Source organism: Rhizorhapis sp., assembly GCF_035276005.1.
Taxonomy (GTDB): domain Bacteria; phylum Pseudomonadota; class Alphaproteobacteria; order Sphingomonadales; family Sphingomonadaceae; genus Rhizorhapis.
Genome location: NZ_DATEMB010000030.1, coordinates 1 through 17,607 on the forward strand (window position 1 = coordinate 1; position 17,607 = coordinate 17,607).

Here is a 17,607-nt window from a genome sequence, read left to right on the forward strand (position 1 = left end):
CCGATGACGGCATAGAGCCCGGTGAGGATGTCGGCATAGGCGACGCCGATCTTCTGCGGCGGACTGTCGGGTTCTCCCGTCAGGTCCATGATCCCGCTCATCCCCTGGACGATGAAATCATATCCTGCGCGATGGGCGTAAGGACCGTCCTGCCCGAACCCCGTGATCGAGCAATAGACGAGGCCGGGATTGAGCGCGCTCAGCGATGCATAATCCAAACCGAACTTCGCCAGCCCCCCGACCTTGAAATTCTCGATGACGACATCGGCGGACCGCGCCAGCTCCAGCGCCTGCGCCCGTCCGGCTTCGGTCGCGAAGTCGATCACCGCCGATCGCTTACCGCGATTTGCCGCATGGAAATAGGCCGCGTCGCGGCCGCCGTCGGCGTTCTCGACAAATGGCGGACCCCATTTGCGCGTGTCGTCTCCGGCCGGACTTTCGACCTTGACGACTTCGGCGCCGAGATCGGCAAGAATCTGGCCCGCCCATGGGCCCGCCAGAATCCGGGCGAACTCGACCACCCTGATGCCGGCGAGCGGCGGCGCGGCCATCCTAGAATGCCGCCAGACCGGTGATCGCGCGGCCGAGGATGAGCGCGTGAACGTCGTGCGTTCCCTCATAAGTGTTCACCGTTTCGAGATTGACCATGTGGCGGATGACCTGGAACTCTTCGGAGATGCCGTTGCCGCCGTGCATGTCGCGGGCGACGCGGGCGATATCGAGCGCTTTCCCGCAATTGTTGCGCTTGATGAGCGAGATCATCTCCGGGGCGAACGCGCCTTCGTCCATCAAGCGGCCGACGCGCAGGCTCGCCTGCAGGCCCAGGGCGATTTCGGTCGCCATGTCGGCAAGCTTCTTCTGGTAGAGCTGCGTCGCCGCCAGCGGCCGCGAGAACTGCCTGCGGTCGAGGCCATACTGCCGAGCAGCCGCATAGCAGAACTCGGCCGCCCCCATCGCGCCCCAGGATATCCCGTACCGGGCGCGATTGAGGCAACCAAAGGGTCCCTTGAGGCCCTCGACGTTGGGTAGGAGATTCTCCTCGGGCACGAACACGTCGTCCATGTCGATCATGCCGGTGATCGAAGCGCGCAGGCTGATCTTGCCCTCGATCTTGGGCGCCGAGAGTCCTTCCATTCCCTTTTCAAGGATAAATCCGCGAATGGCGCCCCCATGCGCGTCGGATTTGGCCCACACCACGAAAACATCGGCGATTGGCGCGTTCGTGATCCATGTCTTGTTGCCCGAAAGGACGTATCCGCCATCGACCTTGGCGGCTCGCGTTCGCATCCCGCCGGGGTCGGAACCGGCGTCGGGCTCCGTCAGACCGAAACATCCGATCCATTCGCCCCGCGCCAGTCTGGGCAGATATTTCATGCGCTGCTCTTCGGAGCCATAAGCATGGATGGGATACATCACGAGACTGGACTGGACCGACATCATCGAGCGATAGCCCGAGTCCACCCTCTCGACCTCGCGCGCAACGAGACCGTACGCCACATAGGATGCGTCTGCGCCGCCATAGGTCTCGGGAAGGGTAATGCCCAAGAGCCCTTGCTCCCCCATTTCGGCGAAGATCGCGAGATCGGTATGTTCTGTTGCGAATGCCTCGATCACGCGTGGCTGCAAGCGGTCCTGCGCGAAGCTCCGGGCCGCCGCGGCAATCATCCGTTCGTCTTCGGTCAGGAGACCGTCGAGGCCCAATGCGTCTTCCCAATCGTACCGTACCATCTCAGCCATCATGTTCTCCAGTGTCGTGACCGGCGAAGACTATTCCGGTTTTTGATCTCTTAAATGGCATTTATTTGCTGTTTTGATTGCAATATGAGATTAAAGAGGATGCTCGATCCTGATTCCTTGCGCGCCTTCGTCGCCGTTGCCGAACTTGAACATTTCGTGCGGGCGGCCGATCGACTTGGCATTGCCCAATCGGTCGTGAGCAAGCGGCTCAAACGTCTCGAAGACCAGATCGGAACGCGCCTCATAGAGCGCGGCAAGCGGAACAAGGTTGCCCTGACCCGCTCGGGTGAACTCTTCCTTCCCGAAGCACGCAACGGAATTGCGGCGCTTGATCGAACCGAGTGGCTTGGTCGCCAATTCGGCAGAGGAGCTGCCGGCCCGATCAGGATCGGCTATGTATTCTCCGCAATCATGTCGAGCGTGTTGCCGGACCTGATCCGCTTGCTTCGCCGGTGCCTCCCGGAAATTGAAGTGCAGCCGGTTTCGTTTGAAACGCCTGAGCAGATATCCGCCGTACATGAAGGCAAGATCGACATTGGCATCATCAGGCCGAGACCGACTTACCCGGAGGGAGTCTTCGCGCGAACCATCCATGAAGAGGGCGTCGTGGTCGCGCTGGCTCCAGATCATCCCCTGGCCCGACTTCCCGCGCTGCGCGCGCACGATATCGCCGCGCATCGGATAATCGTGCCCCAATTCCATGAGGAGGTTGGCCTGATCGACATCATCCGAGGCATTGCCAAGACTGCTGGATCGCCACTTCCGCCCATCCAGCGAACCTCCGATTTCATCACGGCCGCAGGCCTTGCGGCATCCGGGGTCGGGATAGCGATTGCCCCCAAGTCCCTTGCGAGGTTGGACCTCCAGAACCTTCTCTTTCGCGACATCGTAGACCACGAGGCGCGCTTGGCACTGGTCCTCATTGTGCGTACCGACATCCCGCCCGCGATCGGCGAGGCGCTGTCTTGGCTTCCAACGGCAGACTGACACGGAGGCTATTTCACCGCTGACCGTACTGGACCTGCAGTTGTAACTGGTGGCAGGGCTGGGTTTTGCGTCCCGCCAAGCGCTCCCAACACGACAAACAATCAAACCGGCGATCAGCCAAACCTTCGAGCTGGTCAGGCCGGACATGAACTGAGGGGAATCCGTTTCTGACCCGGATTGATGCCGCACGGCTGCCGGGATTACGTGCGAAAGCACATTGTCCTTGTTAACAAGATAGTGCTTGAAGGCGGCGGCGGCGGCGGCGGAGTGAAGGACGATCAGCGCGAAGAGTCCATAAGTCAGCCAAGCATGGGCGCCGCTCAGATGAAGCGACAGAGTTCGCCGGACTCCCGCCTCTGCTTCTGCGATTGCGCTCGCATAGGGTATTGCGAACTGTCCGAAAAGGAGTGTGGGCGCCTTGAATTCCTTGTCCAATGACTCCGCCCATTCGGTCGAAATATACAACCAGCCCGTCACCGGTATGATGACAAGAAGCAGGTAGAAGGTGGCCTGCGCAACGAAGGCGGTCAGTCGTTCCCAGCCGGGCATGCCGGCGAGCAAGCTGGGCGCCTTGCGTCGGAGTCTGAGCGCAATGCGTGCGAGCGTGATGGCAAAGACCAGCACGCCAAGCGAATTATGGAACTGGAATATCGGGAACGCGGATTTCATCCGCAGAGGGTCACGGATCAATTCCAACATCCACCAACCCGTCCCGATCAATACGATCACGATCAGCGCCGAGATCCAGTGAAAGGCGATGAGCCCGGACGAGTAGCGCTTCGGGGTACCGGAACTACTTCCGGCAACTCCGCATCGATCTGATCTCCGGACATAGCTGTCTCCTGCTTAACGGTGCGGCTATTTCCGCACTCACTATCGCCGTAGATTCGAGGTTGTTTACACGCTGCCTCTTGATGCTATCGTTAGCATAAAATCTGATTCGATCAAGCGCCAGTCGCGCCTAGCGCTCGAATCAGCGGTTCGAATGGGCCGCGCGTTGCATGGAGGGTTCTGGTGCAGGTAATCGGTGTGATTGGGGCCGGACAAATGGGTGCCGGGATTACTCAAGCAGCCGCGCAGCATGGCTATTGCGTGCTGCTGTCGGATCTCGATATCGAACGTGCTGAAGCTGCAAAGGCGACAATTTCCGCCGACTTGCGGCGTCTCGATGAACGCGGAAAGCTTGAGGATGTGTCCGTGCAGGATATCGAAGGCAGGATAACGCCTGTTGCTGGCTACGATGCGTTCCGCGAAGCTTCGCTTGTGATCGAAGCGGCAACGGAGCGCGAAGCCATCAAAGTCTCTATATTCAGGCAGGTGGCACCACTCCTGAGCGATCTGGCAATCCTGGCCTCCAATACGAGCTCAATCCCGATCACCCGTCTTGCCGCACATTCGAGCGATCCCAGTCGCTTCATCGGTCTGCATTTCTTCAACCCGGTCCCGGTCATGGGGCTGGTCGAGATCATTCCTGGAATGACGACAAGCGAGGGCACTGTGGAGAGCGTCGTTCGGTTTGCAAAAACACTGCGGAAACAGCCCATTCTTTCCCAGGACGAACCGGGCTTCATCGTAAACCGCATCCTCCTGCCAATGATCAACGAAGCCGCATTTGTGCTCGGTCAGGGGACCGCCAGTACACCGGATATCGACAAGGCCTGCGTTCTGGGACTCAATCACCCCATGGGCCCGCTGCGATTGGCCGACTTTATCGGGCTCGACACCTGCCTGGAGATCATGCGGGTATTGCAGGAGGCAACGGGTGATCCGAAATATCGCCCGGCGCCGATCTTGATCAAGTTTGTTGGGGCCGGTTGGCTGGGGCAGAAGGTGGGGCGGGGTTTTTATGACTACTCGGGAAGCGTCCCAACTCGCTCGATATAGCTTTCTGGCAATCAGATCTAGGTCGTGCATCGCACCTGAGGAATGCTAATATGGCATAAATTGCCGGCTGATGTTGAAGCGCTGGCTCGATCGACTGGCCTTCGCGCACTCGGTCACCACCGGACGGTGTTGCCATCCCGGTCGAGATATTCGAGGCCCGGCCTGCCGTGCTTCGAGATCAGGACATCGACCACCTTCGGTATGCTCTCCTCGACACTGAACGGCGCCTTCGGGCCGCCGAGATCCGTTCGTATCCAGCCAGGCGCCATTAGCAGCAATGCGCGGCCGTCATCGGCATGGCGGGCGGCATAACTGCGCATGAGTTGGTTCAGCGCGGATTTGCTCGAGCGATAGACCTCATGCCTGCCATTCATGTTGTCGCTGATGCTGCCCTGGGCCGACGATATCACGCCGATCAGGCCTCCCGGCCTGACCTCCCTATCCGTACTCCCGAGATCGTTGTGTCGGCGATGTGGCATCCCCGCATGGATGCCGATCCCGGCAACCGCTGGCTCCGGGATACCGTCATGGAGACCCTGCCGCACCATGGCGACGGATCGCAACGGTTGAAGGTGGTGCGATCGCACTACGTAGCCGTGGCCGCTGACCGTAATATCGGTTACTGTGGGGTCGAGTGTGGGGTTGGAGAACTGGAATTTATTTTATACAGTAATTTCAGTTCACTAATTCAATCTCACGATCCCCTCCCGCTCCGCCAGACCCTGAAAATACCCAGATCAGATCAACGCCGCCTGAGCCCGGTCATTGAGCAACTCATCCGACCTTGTCGATTCCTCCGAGCCGAGAGGCTCGGTTGCGGGGCGCGGCCGTTCGCCTGCCTTGGCGGGGGGCCGTAGATTTTCATTCTCGACCTCCAGATTATGGGGCCGTTCTTTCTTCGCGCGGCTGGAGTCCCGGTCGGCCATCATGCGATGTCCTCTGGCCGGTCAACGTGCGGGACCCTGACTTGATCCACAAATGACGCGCCAGCATGAGCGGCGGCATGCGCAACCAGTGGGAGCGGATGTAGAAAGCAAGCCTTGTAAAAGGCCGCGTTTCCCGCCCCCATTCATCGCGCGCCAGCAGCCGCGCGACATAGGGCCTGTCGGAAAGACGCACGGGCGCGCCGCCGCCGCCGAACAGAAAAGCCGCAAGCCTCTGTCCCCGCGCCAGATGCGGGGCGAGGCCGTGCATTCGGGCCCTTGCCCGCAGCCGCTGCTGGTCACCCTCATATTCCTCCAGCAGGCAGTGGAGGTCCCACAGGTTCCTTAATCCGCCCGCCAGATCGCCGTCCGCCAGCAGGTGCGCCACACAATGCAGCACCCGGTCTTCCGGCGACAATATGAAAAGACCATGCCCAAGAGCCACGCAGTCCCCAATCAGGGCGGCCGCATCGGGACGCTGCCGGGCAGTGAGCGGCAAGATGGTGTGATGCACGTCGATCATGCGATCGCGCTCACGGTGGATCAGCGGGGGCAGCTCATGCATCCAGCGGCGATAATATTGATCGTCATAAGGGTCCGGCTTCACCCATTCCCAGCCCGACGCCAGCAATGCCCGTTCCACGCCGGGAAGGGCCTGGCGCGGCACCAATATGTCGAGGTCGCCGATCGAGCGGCCCACTCCCGCCTTCAGCCCGGCCGCGGCATAGGCCGTGCCCTTGAGCAATATGACAGGGATACCCAATCCGTTGAGGGCCACGCGCGCCCGCTCGGCTTCCCACAAGGCTTGCCGCCGGACAAAGACGGCCTGCTCCCTGGCATCCTTGAGAAGCCGTTCCGCCGCCGAAGGCAGCGGCAGTCCGGCGAGCCGATGGGCCAGCGTTCCGATAAGCTGTTCCGCACGGGCCATGGCGATGAGGGCATTCCACTGCCCGCTGCCCAGCGAAAGCACGGAACCTGGATCGCGCAAGGCTTTGGCGAGGAGGAGAGCGTTCATGCCCCCTCCGCCCAAAGCCGTTCCACCAACTCCACGGCTTGCTTGCCCGATTCATAGTCGATGGCATGTGCGGGCACGCTATCGACAAAGCGGGAAAGCGCGACAAATGCAGCCTCTCCTAGCGCAACATAATTGGTGGAAGCCTGTGTCAGGCGAACGAAAGTTTCGCTCCTGGTCATGGGCCGGACAGCGGCCGCATGGCCGAAGCGGGGAAAGAGCAGCGTGGCGGGAGGGGCGCCCTCCGTCATCCGGCCGATGGCATCTTGGCGGGGCACGAGATGGCGGATGTCGCCCTTGGGCGTGCCGGCAAGCAAGGGTCCGAAGCGGTCCGTTCCCGCTTCACCCTCCAGCACTTTGATGGCGCCGTTTTTGAGCGATATGAGACGGGGAAAGGCAAAAATTTCCCCGCTTTCCAGATCGAGCAGGGCGAATTCGTCTCCCATCAGCCGCCAGCCGCGCTCCCCAAGCATGGCGGCAAGCGTGGACTTGCCTGAGCCCGAGGCTCCGGTCATCACCAGCGCCCGCCCGCCCCGCTCCACACAGGAAGCATGCAGCAACACATGCCGCCGCCAGCCAAGCGCCATTTGGAGGTTCATGCCCATTTCCGCCGCAAGAATTGCCTGCTCCAGCGGGAGCGGAGCCGCATCGGGCAGCATATAATCTCCGCCGATGCGAACGGACGGCCGCAGCCATTTCCGCCACGGCTTTTCGGGCTCAAGCCGGACGGTGAAATCGGCGATCCCGTCGCGGGGCGCGGGATAGGCGGCGTAAAGCCGCTGCAGCTCAAGGATTGGCTCCTTCCAGACCGAACCGATACGGAAGGAAGCAGGACCGATGGCGAGGGAAAGGCTGTACATCACAGCCGCTCCGCAAGGCCCAGCGCCGCCATCTCTTCAAGCCGCGCCTCTATGACCGCAAGCGCCTCCTCGGCTGACCCAAGGTCATAATGGGCCGACAGGCGCTCAAGAACCTCATCGGCGGTCAGGGCGTCACCATTCATCGCCTCAAGAATTTCCGGAACCGGTGAAAGTACAACATGGGTGGTCCCGGACCGCCGCTGATAGACAAGGCGAAGCTCATCCAGTGGCTTTATGATGAGATCGGCCGCCGCCTCCCCCCTATACTGGACCTGCGCCACGGCTCAGCGGGGCATCTGCAGCGATGCGTAGCAGGTAAAGCCGCTATTCCCCGCCTGCAGGCGGCGAATATAGTTCATATAGGCCTGGTTTTGCTCATAGCTGGTGCCGGGAAGCGTTCCGCCGCTCATGGCGGCCTTCACTTCCCCGCCCTTGAAGGGACGGCCGGCGGGTGGAACGGCGCCCGGCGTGTCAGGCGACACAAGCTGACCGTCAGGCGCGATATATTGGCCAGAGCGCGCCAGATCGGGGACTGGAATTTCGCAATTCATCACCGACGCCGCAGACTGAGCCAGTGCGGGACGAATCGATACGATCGCCGAGGTAGCGACCGCGCCAAGCGCAAGCACCTGCCGGCGCGACTGCGCGGCCCTGTCGAGCCCCTGGGGCTGAGGCTGATGTTCGTTCACCTCTTTCATGCCGCTCTTTTGCGCGATTTGCCTTACAGAAGCGTAAATTGGCCTGCGGATTTGCAATTTCATCGCAGCCGCAACGAAAATATTCTAGTTCGATAGTATGAATCGTACGTCCGCCCTTCAGTTCACGGCTGCCCTCTTCATCATATTGATCGGGGCGACGGGATCGCTCATCTTTGGTGGAAGCTGGCAGACCGCACTTATAGCGGTCGTGGCGGGCCTGTTCGCGCTGACGATCATGATCGACCGCCAGCCCTACCCCATGAGCTCGGCCCCACGCGAGCCGCAGCCGCAGCCGGACCTGTTCGATAACCCCGATTTCGATGCAGCGATGGAGGGGATCATTGAGCCGCTGCTGATCGTGGCGAATGAAAAGGTGGTGCGCGCGAACCGGACGGCGCTCCGGCTCCTGGGAAGGCACATTGTGGGGGAGGATGTGCGCATCGCCATCCGTCACCCTGCAGCGGCCGAGCGGCTGACCAATCCGGAGGCGGCCGCGACGGGCGGGTCGATCAGCCTGGTCGGCCTTGGCCAACGGGAACAGCGCTGGGAAATGCGCACCGCGCTGCTTTCCAAGCGGCGAATCATCGTACATCTGATCGACCGCACCGGAAGCCACGCCGCAGAGCGGATGCGCGTCGATTTTGTCGCCAATGCAAGTCATGAACTGCGCACGCCGCTTGCGGCCATATTGGGCTTCATCGAAACGCTCGGCGATCCCAATGCGGGCGGCGACCAGGAATTGCGGGACCGGTTCCTGAAGATCATGTTCGACGAGGCGCGGCGGATGCAGCGGCTGGTGGACGATCTCATGTCGTTGTCGCGCATTGAAGCCGAAAAATATGAGCTCCCCGACAGCCCGGTCGATCTTGGCGATCTGGTAAGGGAGGTCGAACAGATATTTCACGAACGCCATGGCAAGCGGGGCCAGGATGTGACGAGCCGTGTCGAACCCGGCTTGCCCTCCATCAATGGCGACAGCGCCCAGCTTTCCCAATTGCTCCACAATCTGGTCAGCAACTCCGCCAAATATGGACGCCCGGACACGCCGATCACGATCAGTCTGGCGCGGGGTTCGGGATCAATGGTCACCCTATCGGTCAGCGATGAAAGCGAAGGCATTCACCCTGACCATATTCCACGCCTGACCGAGCGCTTTTACCGCGTCGATTCCGGCCGCAGCCGGGCGATGGGAGGAACCGGACTTGGCCTTGCGATCGTCAAGCATATTGTCGAGCGCCATCGCGGCCGGATGGATATCAGCAGCACGCTCGGCAAGGGAACGACGATCTCGATCCACCTGCCGCCCGCCGATCCGAAGGGCGCGGCAGCCGAAACTGATGCATTGTCATCAAACTGAAACTGAACTGTCACATTGCGCCAATGAATCGCTGCTAGCGCGGCTCCGCATTCGAAGGGGCAATAAGCCGGTTTATGGAGGCATGATGATCAAGAATATCGCAATTCTGGCTGTTTCAGCGCTCGCGCTGGCGGCTTGTCAGGATCAGGCTGGGGGCGGCGACGCCGGAGGCGCACGTGACCAGATTCGCGCCGTTGGCTCGTCCACCGTGTTCCCATTCGCGACCGCTGTCGCCGAACAGTTCGTCAACAACAATCCCGGCATGAAGTCGCCGATCATCGAATCGACCGGCACGGGCGCTGGCATCAAGCTGTTTTGCGCGGGCGTGGGTGCTGGCCATCCCGATATTGAAAACGCTTCCCGCCGGATGAAGGCTTCCGAATTCGAAATGTGCCAGAAGAATGGCGTCAAGGATATCGTCGAGGTCCAGGTTGGCATTGACGGCCTTGCCTTTGCCGAATCCAATAAGAGCCCGAAGTTCAAGCTGACGCCCAAGCAGATTTATGAGGCGCTGGCCGCCACCCCCTATGGCAAGGAACAGAAGGCGGAGAAATGGTCCGACGTCGATCCGTCGCTCCCCGCCACGACGATTTCCGTTTTCGGTCCGCCGTCCACGTCCGGCACGCGCGACGCCTTTGCCGAGCTGATCCTCGAAAAGGGCTGCAAGAGCGATCCCGCCATGGAAAAGCTTAAGGACAGCAACGAGGACAAATATAAGGAAGTCTGCACGAAGGTGCGCGAGGACGGCAAATATGTCGATTCGGGCGAGAACGACAATCTGATCGTCCAGAAGCTTGGCGCCAATCCGGACGCAGTCGGCATCTTCGGCTACAGCTTCCTTGAGGAAAATCTGAACAGCCTTCACGGCATTCCGCTGAATGACGTCGAGCCCACCTATCAGAACATCGCTGATGGCAAATATCCGGGTGCGCGCCCTCTCTACATCTATGTGAAGAAGGCCCATGTGACCGCCATTCCGGGTCTCAAGGAATATATGGCCGAGTTCGCCAATGCCTGGGGTCCTGACGGCTATCTGGTAAAGCGCGGCCTGATTGCGGCTCCAGAAGCGGTGCGCAAGACCAATGCCGAGATCGCAAAGAATCTCACCCTTCTCAATGGGGCGGACCTGAAGTAACTGCCGCCCGCCGGTGCGCCTGCCCGCCCATAGGGGCGGGCGCGCCGGACAGAGAAGATCTTATTTGCCTTGGGGGTATTGAGCCGTGAACGGCGCTGCGATCTTGTTGCTGGTTATCGGCCTTGGCGTCATCGCCTGGGTCAGCGCACGTGCGAAGGCCGTCCGCCTCCGCTCCGGGGGAACCCGGCGTCTTCACAGCCTGCCCAACTATCATGGCTGGTATGTGGCGCTGTGGACCACGCTGCCTGCGCTGCTGTTTCTTACGGTCTGGAGCAACGTCTCGCCCGGCCTGGTAACGCAGGCGGTGCTCGACAATCCCGCCGCGACGGAATTGCCGGAAGATGCCTTTTCGCGCGGAGCCATTCTTTCTGAAGCGCGCAATATCGCTATGGGAGAACAGGCCAATGCCTTCAATCCGTTGGCCCAGAAATTCGTGCCGCTCTATGAGGAGGCGCAGTCCCGCTACAGTTCGGCCGGCGTTTTCCTGGCCTTGATGCTCGCTTTTGCGAGCGGCGCCTATGCCTTCACCAGGGTACGCCCGGACTTCCGCGCCCGGACGCGCGTGGAACGGCTTGTCATGCTGTCGCTTCTGCTGGCCTCGCTCATTGCCATTGTGACCACGGTGGGGATCGTTGCCTCCCTGCTGTTCGAATCCGCGCGCTTCTTCAGCATGGTGTCGCCCATCAATTTCCTTTTCGGGGCCAATTGGAGCCCGCAATCGGCGGCAATGGGCTTTGGCCATGAAAACGCTTTTGGCGCTATACCGCTTTTCTGGGGCACCATCTTCATCGGCGCCATCATCGCGATGATCGTTGCCATTCCACTCGGCCTGATGAGCGCCATTTATCTGACCCAATATGCAAGACCCCAGGTCCGCAAATGGATGAAGCCGATCCTGGAGACCCTCGCTGGTGTCCCGACGGTCGTTTACGGCTATTTCGCTGCGCTGACCATGGCTCCGGCGCTGCGCGACCTGGCGGTCGCGATCGGCATCAGCAACGCTTCATCGGAATCCGCTCTCGCGGCCGGTCTGGTGATGGGCGTGATGATCATCCCCTTCGTAAGCTCGATGGCGGACGACAGCATCGCCGCCGTGCCGCAATCGATGCGCGACGGCAGCCTCGCCATGGGGGCGACGACCAGCGAAACGATCAAGCGCGTGCTGATCCCCGCCGCCCTTCCTGGGGTGGTGGGCGGCGTGCTGCTGGCCGTCAGCCGGGCCATCGGCGAGACAATGATCGTGGTGATGGCGGCTGGTCTTGCCGCGAACCTCACCGCCAATCCTTTCGCCAGCGTCACCACCGTCACCACGCAGATCGTGCAGTTGCTGACGGGCGACCAGGAATTTGACAGCCCCAAGACGCTCGCTGCCTTTGCGCTCGGACTGGTGCTGTTCGCCGTGACATTGCTCCTCAACATCGTCGCCTTGCGCGTCGTCAAGAAATACCGGGAGGCCTATGACTGACATGGCATTGAAGAACGCCTCCCTCGGCCTCGTCAGCACCGCCCGCGCGCCGACCGACTGGAAGGCGCAGAGGATGCAGCAGCGCATCCGCAGGCGCTATGCAGCGGAGCGGCGCTTCAAGCTGCTGGGGCTGCTTGCTATTCTGCTTTCCGCTGGCTTTCTCGCCTTCCTGCTCATTACGATGATCGGAAACGGCGCCCGCGGTTTCACGCAGACGACGGTCAACCTGCCCATCGATTTCCGGTCGGCCCCCGTCATGGTGGACCCGGCGATGCTGAAGGACGGCAATGCCGACAGGGTGCTATCGAGCGCAAATCTCCCCGCCGTGGTCGCGCAGGCGGCGGAGGCCGCGCTTGGCCCGGACGCGGAAGATCTCATTTCGCCCAATAGCTGGCTCAGCCTGCGGGAGGCGATCAAGGCGGATCCAACCCTGCTGAACCAGAAGGCGATCATTGCCGTACCCGCCGCCACCGCGATCGATCGGGCCGCGAAGGGCGAGGCAAGTGCGGATGCCGAGGCGGCCTATGCCAGGATGAAGGCACAGGGCATTGTCTCCACCGGTTTCAATAGCGGTTTCCTTACGGAAAGCGATGCGACCGATCCAACCCAGGTCGGCATCTGGGGAGCGCTTAAGGGTTCGCTCCTCACCATGTTCGTGACGCTGGTGCTGAGCTTCCCGATCGGCGTGCTCGCCGCCCTTTATCTCGAGGAATATGCACCCCGGAACCGCTGGACCGACCTGATCGAGGTTTCGATCAACAATCTCGCAGCGGTCCCCTCCATCATCTTCGGACTGCTGGGCCTCGCCATCTTCCTCAACATCATGCACCTGCCCCGCTCTGCAGCTCTGGTGGGCGGCCTGACGCTGGCGCTGATGACCATGCCCGTCATCGTGATTGCAGGGCGCAACGCGATCAAGTCGGTGCCGCCCTCCATCCGCGACGCCGCCCTAGGCATCGGTGCTTCACCAGTGCAAGTCGTGTTCCATCATGTTCTGCCGCTGGCGCTGCCCGGCATCCTGACCGGTACCATCATCGGCATGGCCCGCGCGCTGGGCGAAACCGCGCCGTTGCTCATGATCGGCATGCGCGCCTTTATCGCGACGCCGCCAGGAGGGATCGCTGACCCCGCCACCGTTCTGCCCGTGCAGATCTTCCTCTGGTCCGATGAAGTCAGCAAGGGCTTCGTGGAAAAAACTTCTGCCGCCATCATCGTCCTGCTCATTTTCCTGCTCGCGATGAACGGCCTCGCCATCTATCTCCGCAACAAGTTCGAGAAGCGCTGGTAAACATGACCGCCATGATCCAACCCAAGGAAGCCGCCGTGCTCCAAAACCCGAAGATGACCGCCCGCAATGTGAACGTCTTCTATGGCGAGAAGCAGGCGATCAATAATGTCTCCATCGATGTCGATATGGAGAATGTGACCGCTTTCATCGGTCCTTCGGGCTGCGGGAAGTCGACCTTCCTTCGGACGCTCAATCGCATGAACGACACCGTTGCCAGCGCCCGGGTGGACGGCGAGATCACGCTGGACGGCGAAGACATCTACGCCTCGACCATGGACGTGGTGCAGTTGCGTGCGCGGGTCGGCATGGTATTCCAGAAGCCCAATCCTTTCCCGAAGTCGATCTATGAGAATATCGCTTACGGTCCCAGGATTCACGGCTTGGCCGGGTCAAAGGCAGAGATGGACAGCATCGTCGAACGGTCGCTGCGCCGCGCGGGGTTGTGGGAAGAGGTGAAGGACCGCTTGCACGACAGCGGCACCGCCCTTTCCGGCGGGCAGCAGCAGCGCCTGTGCATCGGCCGCGCAATTGCGGTGGAACCGGAAGTCATCCTGATGGACGAGCCCTGCTCGGCACTTGACCCGATCGCGACCGCCAAGATCGAAGAGCTTATCCATGAACTGCGCGGCAATTACGCGATCGTGATCGTCACCCATAATATGCAGCAGGCTGCACGTGTTTCCCAGCGGACGGCATTCTTCCATTTAGGAACTCTTGTCGAATATGGCGTAACATCCGACATCTTCACCAATCCTCGTCAGGAACGGACGAAGGACTATATCACCGGCCGCTACGGCTGAGGCGGAAGAGAAGGAGCAAAAGATATGGCCCTTGGCAGCGAACATACGCTCAAGGCGTTTGACGAGGATATCGACCGCCTTCGTGGACTGATTTCCGAAATGGGGGGCCGCGCCGAAGCGGCCATCAGCGAGGCGATGACTGCGCTCACCCGCAGGGATCTTGAGTTGGCAGCCCATGTCGTCGAAAATGATCACAAGATCGACGAGCTTGAGGCGGAGATCGAAAAGCTGGTGGTCCAGACCATCGCGCTTCGCGCACCCATGGCGGACGATCTGCGGGAGGTTGTGGCCGCACTGAAGATCGTCGGCGTGGTCGAACGGATCGGCGACTATGCCAAGAATATCGCAAAGCGCGTGCCGCTTGTTGCAGCCGAAGGCAACAGCATCAAGCCGACCACGCTGCTACCCGCCATGGGGCAGGTTGCTGGCGAAATGGTGCACGACGTCCTGAACGCCTTTGCGGCGCGCGATGCCGATCTCGCCACCGCGGTTTGCAGCCGCGACAAGGTGGTTGATGATTTCTACAACAGCATCTTCCGCACGCTCGTCACCTATATGATGGAAAATCCGCGGCATATTTCCGAATCCGCGCACCTGCTCTTCATCGCCAAGAATATCGAGCGCATCGGCGACCATGCGACCAATATCGCCGAAATGGTTTATTTCGCCGCGACGGGACGGCATCCGCCAGAACGCGAACGCGGCGAGCATCCGACCGAACCGCACGGAGAATAAGCGAAATGGCACGTGCCAAGATGCTGCTGGTGGAAGACGACGCCGCACTGGCGGAATTGCTGATCTGGCATTTCAAGAGGGAAGATTTCGAGGTTTCCCATACCGTTGACGGCGAGGAGGCCTTGCTCCTCGCGCAGGAAGACACGCCTGACATCGTGCTGCTCGACTGGATGGTGGAAAGCCTGTCCGGCATCGAGGTATGCCGCCGCCTGCGCCGGATGACGGCGACCGCGAATGTGCCCATCATCATGCTGACCGCGCGCGGCGAAGAGGAAGATCGCGTTCGGGGTCTGGAAACGGGCGCGGACGATTATGTGACGAAGCCCTTCTCGCCCCGCGAACTCGTCGCCCGCGTCGGCGCGGTGCTGCGCCGTGTGCGCCCGGCTCTTGCCGGCGAGACCCTGAGCTTTGCCGATATCGAAATGGACACGGTCGGCCACAAGGTCCGCCGGAGCGGCAGCATGGTTCCCCTGGGACCAACGGAGTTCCGGCTGCTGAAGCACTTCCTGGAGCATCCGGGCTGGGTCTTCTCCCGCGAGCGGCTGCTTGACAGCGTCTGGGGCCAGGATAGCGATATCGAGTTGCGCACCGTCGACGTGCACATCCGGCGGCTGCGCAAGGCGATCAATGTCAACGGCGCACGGGACATCATCCGCACAGTGCGTTCGGCGGGCTATGCGCTGGATACCGAGGGCGTTGCCTGACGCAATGCTGAAGATTGAAATTTGGAGCATTCTGCGCAAAAGTGGGAACCGGTTTTGCGCGAAAAATGATGCGACAACAAAGAATTAGAGCGCGCGCCCGCGTCAGATTAAACGCAGGGCGCTCTAACCCAAATGTCGGTCATCCCCGCGTAAGCGGGACCCAATTCACCTCAACTTGTGACCTTGCGTGCAAAGAGTAAATGGGTTCCCGCTTTCGCGGGAATGGCGAGATTTCTTTATTTCTCCGCTTCGCGCGCCATTTCCTCTCCGCGATCGCGCGCCGCACACAGCGTGTCCGTGAGCAATTCCAGCAGCCGGTCGCCCTCATCGAGCACATTCATGCCCTGCCGCGTCATACCGCCGGGGCTCGCGACCCGGTCCGCCAGCGCTGCCGGGGACTCGCCCGCCTCGACCGCCAGGGTTGCTGCACCCTGCACCGTCGCCAGTGCCAGTCTTTCAGCTTGTTCCGGAGGCAGCCCAAGCCGCGCCGCCGCTCCCGCCAGAGCATCGATGAAGCGGAACAGATAGGCCGGGCCGCAGCCGGACAGGGCCGTCACCAGATTGAACTGCGCTTCGTCGTCGATCCACTCGGCAAGCCCCAACGGCTGCATCAGCGCCTGGGCCTCCTGCCGTGCTTCAGTGCTTGTCGTCTCGTCGGCATAAAGCGCACAGACCCCCTGCCCCACCCCGACAGGCGTATTGGGCATGACGCGCACAATATCCGCAAGGGCCGGGAAATGGCCGCGAAGGCTCTGCAGCTTGACCCCGGCGAGGATGGAAATCAGCCGCAAATCCTTGCCCGCCATCGCAGCCACATGCGGAGCCACATCGGCGAGTTGATAGGGCTTCATGCCGAGCAGAATCACTGTGCCATCGGGCAAGCTGGACGGCCATTCAGACATCACCCTGACGCCACCAGCAACTTCCCGGCCACTCGGCCGGTAAACAGTCACGCGGTCAGGATCGAGGCCGCTCCCTAGCCAGCGGGCAAGCATCTGGCCCGCCATATTGCCGCAACCGGCAAGGAACAGGCTTTCGGGAAAGCTAAAGGCTGCCATGAGAGGAGGTCAGGCCTCGCCGCGCGTTTCGATGAGCGAGGCGGAGATTGCGTCGCGGGGCGTTTTGCCTCCCCAAAGGACGAACTGGAAAACCGGATAGAAACGCTCACATTCATCAAGCGCCGTTTCGACCAGCGTCTGCGCCTGCTCCAGGCTCAGCGTCTCACCCGAGCCCAGCAGGGCGCCATTGCGGAACAGCACCATGCCGCTGTTCGACCAAAGTTCGAAATGGCCGAGCCATAGCTGTTCGTTGATGAGCCCCAGCGTCTCATAAATGGCGGGCCGCTTCTCCTCCGGCACGCGAATGTCGGGAAGCGCCAGCAGTTGCAGCACCTGGTCCTGTTCCCGCCAGATCGCCCTAAGCTCATATTGCGCCCAGCTACCCTGCGTCGTGGCGACAATCTCTTCCTCGCTCACATGTTCGAAGGACCAGCCATGCGCCTCGAAAAAAGCGGCGAGCATATCGATCGGAGCGGCTTCATCCCGCCCGCTTTCAAATTCATCGCCTTCCATCGTAACTTTCTTCCCGCCTGCCGTGGCAGGACATTAGCAGTGTTGCAGCCGGATGCACAGATCAGGCCGGATTTCTGTGAATCAATCTGTGGACACATGGTGGATAAACTGTGGGCAACCGGCCACGGCGCCGCGATCCGGGCCGCTCAGGGAGCCTTGGCTTGCGGCGGCTTCTTTGCCGCTTTGGCCTCCAATGCGTCCAGCCGCGCTCTCAGGGCATCAGCCTCCTCGCGCGCTTTTGCGGCCATCTCCTTGACCGCCTCAAATTCGTCACGGCTGACAAAATCAAGCCCGCCGATCCATTCCTTGGCCCGCTCCCGAGCAGCGGTTTCCGCCTCTCGCGTCATCCCTGCCAGAGTGCCGGCGGCGCCATTGATCAGCTTGGCGAGATCGTCGAAAAATCGGTTTTCAGTTTGCATGTCCGGCCTCAGTGCACTGGAGAAGGGCTGCC

19 protein-coding genes and 1 pseudogene are annotated in these 17,607 nt (G+C 61.2%); 9 read left to right on the forward strand and 11 right to left on the reverse strand.

The genetic code is table 11. The annotated features are described in order from the left end of the window. Together VJS46_RS07160 and VJS46_RS07165 are read right to left on the reverse strand one after the other, a co-directional pair. The coding region (locus VJS46_RS07160; RefSeq protein WP_324059020.1) for a CoA transferase at positions 1-551 on the reverse strand (551 nt) is incomplete at its 3' end. A 1-nt stretch (position 552) separates the two neighbouring features. Next, the gene (locus VJS46_RS07165) at positions 553-1,737 is read right to left on the reverse strand and encodes an acyl-CoA dehydrogenase (protein ID WP_324059022.1); all 1,185 of its coding nucleotides are present in this window, start codon (positions 1,735-1,737) and stop codon (positions 553-555) included. A 99-nt stretch (positions 1,738-1,836) separates the two neighbouring features. Here VJS46_RS07165 and VJS46_RS07170 point away from each other — a divergent pair, with 99 nt between their 5' ends. After that, a complete protein-coding gene (locus tag VJS46_RS07170; protein ID WP_324059097.1) occupies positions 1,837-2,724 on the forward strand; it encodes a LysR family transcriptional regulator in 888 nt (295 codons plus the stop codon). Positions 2,725-2,934: 210 nt separating this feature from the next. Here VJS46_RS07170 and VJS46_RS07175 read toward each other — a convergent pair. Further along, positions 2,935-3,489: pseudogene (locus VJS46_RS07175) on the reverse strand (cytochrome b); the annotation flags it as partial. 249 nt (positions 3,490-3,738) lie between these two features. Between VJS46_RS07175 and VJS46_RS07180 the strand changes: the two are divergent. Beyond that, positions 3,739-4,608, forward strand: a complete 870-nt coding sequence (locus VJS46_RS07180; protein WP_324059023.1) for a 3-hydroxyacyl-CoA dehydrogenase family protein — start codon at positions 3,739-3,741, stop codon at positions 4,606-4,608. A gap of 113 nt (positions 4,609-4,721) precedes the next feature. Here VJS46_RS07180 and VJS46_RS07185 read toward each other — a convergent pair whose 3' ends face one another. From VJS46_RS07185 to VJS46_RS07205, 5 genes are all read right to left on the reverse strand, one after another. After that, positions 4,722-5,018: a hypothetical protein gene (locus tag VJS46_RS07185; RefSeq protein ID WP_324059025.1), complete on the reverse strand. Its 297-nt coding sequence runs from the start codon at positions 5,016-5,018 to the stop codon at positions 4,722-4,724. Between the two features lie 469 nt (positions 5,019-5,487). Beyond that, positions 5,488-6,546, reverse strand: coding sequence for a nucleotidyltransferase family protein (locus VJS46_RS07190; protein WP_324059027.1), 1,059 nt, complete (start codon positions 6,544-6,546; stop codon positions 5,488-5,490). Then, the gene (locus VJS46_RS07195) at positions 6,543-7,406 is read right to left on the reverse strand and encodes an HprK-related kinase A (protein ID WP_324059029.1); all 864 of its coding nucleotides are present in this window, start codon (positions 7,404-7,406) and stop codon (positions 6,543-6,545) included. Before VJS46_RS07195 ends, VJS46_RS07190 begins: the two co-directional genes overlap by 4 nt. After that, complete coding sequence (locus VJS46_RS07200) at positions 7,403-7,684, reverse strand: HPr-rel-A system PqqD family peptide chaperone (protein WP_324059030.1); 282 nt, start codon at positions 7,682-7,684, stop codon at positions 7,403-7,405. Before VJS46_RS07200 ends, VJS46_RS07195 begins: the two co-directional genes overlap by 4 nt. Before the next feature lie 3 nt (positions 7,685-7,687). Then, positions 7,688-8,101, reverse strand: coding sequence for a hypothetical protein (locus VJS46_RS07205; RefSeq protein ID WP_324059032.1), 414 nt, complete (start codon positions 8,099-8,101; stop codon positions 7,688-7,690). 97 nt (positions 8,102-8,198) lie between these two features. On the opposite strand from VJS46_RS07205, the gene VJS46_RS07210 reads away from it, so the two are divergent. The 7 genes from VJS46_RS07210 (at position 8,199) to phoB (ending at position 15,585) form a co-directional block, all read left to right on the forward strand. Continuing rightward, positions 8,199-9,458 carry a sensor histidine kinase gene (locus VJS46_RS07210; protein ID WP_324059034.1) on the forward strand — a complete coding sequence of 420 codons (1,260 nt, stop codon included), beginning with the start codon at positions 8,199-8,201 and terminating at the stop codon, positions 9,456-9,458. Between the two features lie 85 nt (positions 9,459-9,543). After that, positions 9,544-10,593 (forward strand): substrate-binding domain-containing protein, encoded by a 1,050-nt coding sequence (locus tag VJS46_RS07215; protein ID WP_414707979.1) that lies wholly within the window; start codon positions 9,544-9,546, stop codon positions 10,591-10,593. An 85-nt stretch (positions 10,594-10,678) separates the two neighbouring features. Further along, positions 10,679-12,058 carry a phosphate ABC transporter permease subunit PstC gene (pstC, locus tag VJS46_RS07220; protein WP_324059037.1) on the forward strand — a complete coding sequence of 460 codons (1,380 nt, stop codon included), beginning with the start codon at positions 10,679-10,681 and terminating at the stop codon, positions 12,056-12,058. Then, complete coding sequence (gene pstA / locus VJS46_RS07225) at positions 12,051-13,346, forward strand: phosphate ABC transporter permease PstA (protein ID WP_324059038.1); 1,296 nt, start codon at positions 12,051-12,053, stop codon at positions 13,344-13,346. The genes pstC and pstA overlap by 8 nt, the downstream gene beginning before the upstream one ends. A gap of 2 nt (positions 13,347-13,348) precedes the next feature. After that, positions 13,349-14,146, forward strand: coding sequence for a phosphate ABC transporter ATP-binding protein PstB (gene pstB / locus VJS46_RS07230; protein ID WP_414707977.1), 798 nt, complete (start codon positions 13,349-13,351; stop codon positions 14,144-14,146). Between the two features lie 24 nt (positions 14,147-14,170). Then, positions 14,171-14,881 carry a phosphate signaling complex protein PhoU gene (gene phoU / locus VJS46_RS07235; protein WP_324059040.1) on the forward strand — a complete coding sequence of 237 codons (711 nt, stop codon included), beginning with the start codon at positions 14,171-14,173 and terminating at the stop codon, positions 14,879-14,881. 5 nt (positions 14,882-14,886) lie between these two features. Next, positions 14,887-15,585, forward strand: a complete 699-nt coding sequence (phoB, locus tag VJS46_RS07240) for a phosphate regulon transcriptional regulator PhoB (RefSeq protein ID WP_324059042.1) — start codon at positions 14,887-14,889, stop codon at positions 15,583-15,585. Positions 15,586-15,821: 236 nt separating this feature from the next. Here phoB and proC read toward each other — a convergent pair whose 3' ends face one another. From proC to VJS46_RS07255, 3 genes are all read right to left on the reverse strand, one after another. Further along, positions 15,822-16,643 (reverse strand): pyrroline-5-carboxylate reductase, encoded by an 822-nt coding sequence (proC, locus tag VJS46_RS07245; RefSeq protein ID WP_324059044.1) that lies wholly within the window; start codon positions 16,641-16,643, stop codon positions 15,822-15,824. 9 nt (positions 16,644-16,652) lie between these two features. Further along, on the reverse strand, positions 16,653-17,156 hold the full coding sequence (locus tag VJS46_RS07250; RefSeq protein WP_324059046.1) for a YbjN domain-containing protein: 504 nt from the start codon (positions 17,154-17,156) through the stop codon (positions 16,653-16,655). Between the two features lie 146 nt (positions 17,157-17,302). After that, on the reverse strand, positions 17,303-17,575 hold the full coding sequence (locus VJS46_RS07255; protein WP_324059048.1) for an accessory factor UbiK family protein: 273 nt from the start codon (positions 17,573-17,575) through the stop codon (positions 17,303-17,305). Positions 17,576-17,607: the final 32 nt, after the last annotated feature.

Excerpts from the sequence above, each read along its gene's own strand:
- VJS46_RS07215 (WP_414707979.1), top strand. The coding sequence starts at position 9,544 with ATGATCAAGAATATCGCAATTCTGGCTGTTTCAGCGCTCGCGCTGGCG.
- phoU (WP_324059040.1), top strand. The coding sequence starts at position 14,171 with ATGGCCCTTGGCAGCGAACATACGCTCAAGGCGTTTGACGAGGATATC.
- pstB (WP_414707977.1), top strand. The coding sequence starts at position 13,349 with ATGACCGCCATGATCCAACCCAAGGAAGCCGCCGTGCTCCAAAACCCG.
- VJS46_RS07205 (WP_324059032.1), bottom strand. The coding sequence starts at position 8,101 with ATGAAAGAGGTGAACGAACATCAGCCTCAGCCCCAGGGGCTCGACAGG.
- proC (WP_324059044.1), bottom strand. The coding sequence starts at position 16,643 with ATGGCAGCCTTTAGCTTTCCCGAAAGCCTGTTCCTTGCCGGTTGCGGC.
- VJS46_RS07165 (WP_324059022.1), bottom strand. The coding sequence starts at position 1,737 with ATGGCTGAGATGGTACGGTACGATTGGGAAGACGCATTGGGCCTCGAC.
- VJS46_RS07210 (WP_324059034.1), top strand. The coding sequence starts at position 8,199 with ATGAATCGTACGTCCGCCCTTCAGTTCACGGCTGCCCTCTTCATCATA.
- phoB (WP_324059042.1), top strand. The coding sequence starts at position 14,887 with ATGGCACGTGCCAAGATGCTGCTGGTGGAAGACGACGCCGCACTGGCG.
- VJS46_RS07170 (WP_324059097.1), top strand. The coding sequence starts at position 1,837 with ATGCTCGATCCTGATTCCTTGCGCGCCTTCGTCGCCGTTGCCGAACTT.
- pstA (WP_324059038.1), top strand. The coding sequence starts at position 12,051 with ATGACTGACATGGCATTGAAGAACGCCTCCCTCGGCCTCGTCAGCACC.
- VJS46_RS07190 (WP_324059027.1), bottom strand. The coding sequence starts at position 6,546 with ATGAACGCTCTCCTCCTCGCCAAAGCCTTGCGCGATCCAGGTTCCGTG.
- VJS46_RS07250 (WP_324059046.1), bottom strand. The coding sequence starts at position 17,156 with ATGGAAGGCGATGAATTTGAAAGCGGGCGGGATGAAGCCGCTCCGATC.
- VJS46_RS07255 (WP_324059048.1), bottom strand. The coding sequence starts at position 17,575 with ATGCAAACTGAAAACCGATTTTTCGACGATCTCGCCAAGCTGATCAAT.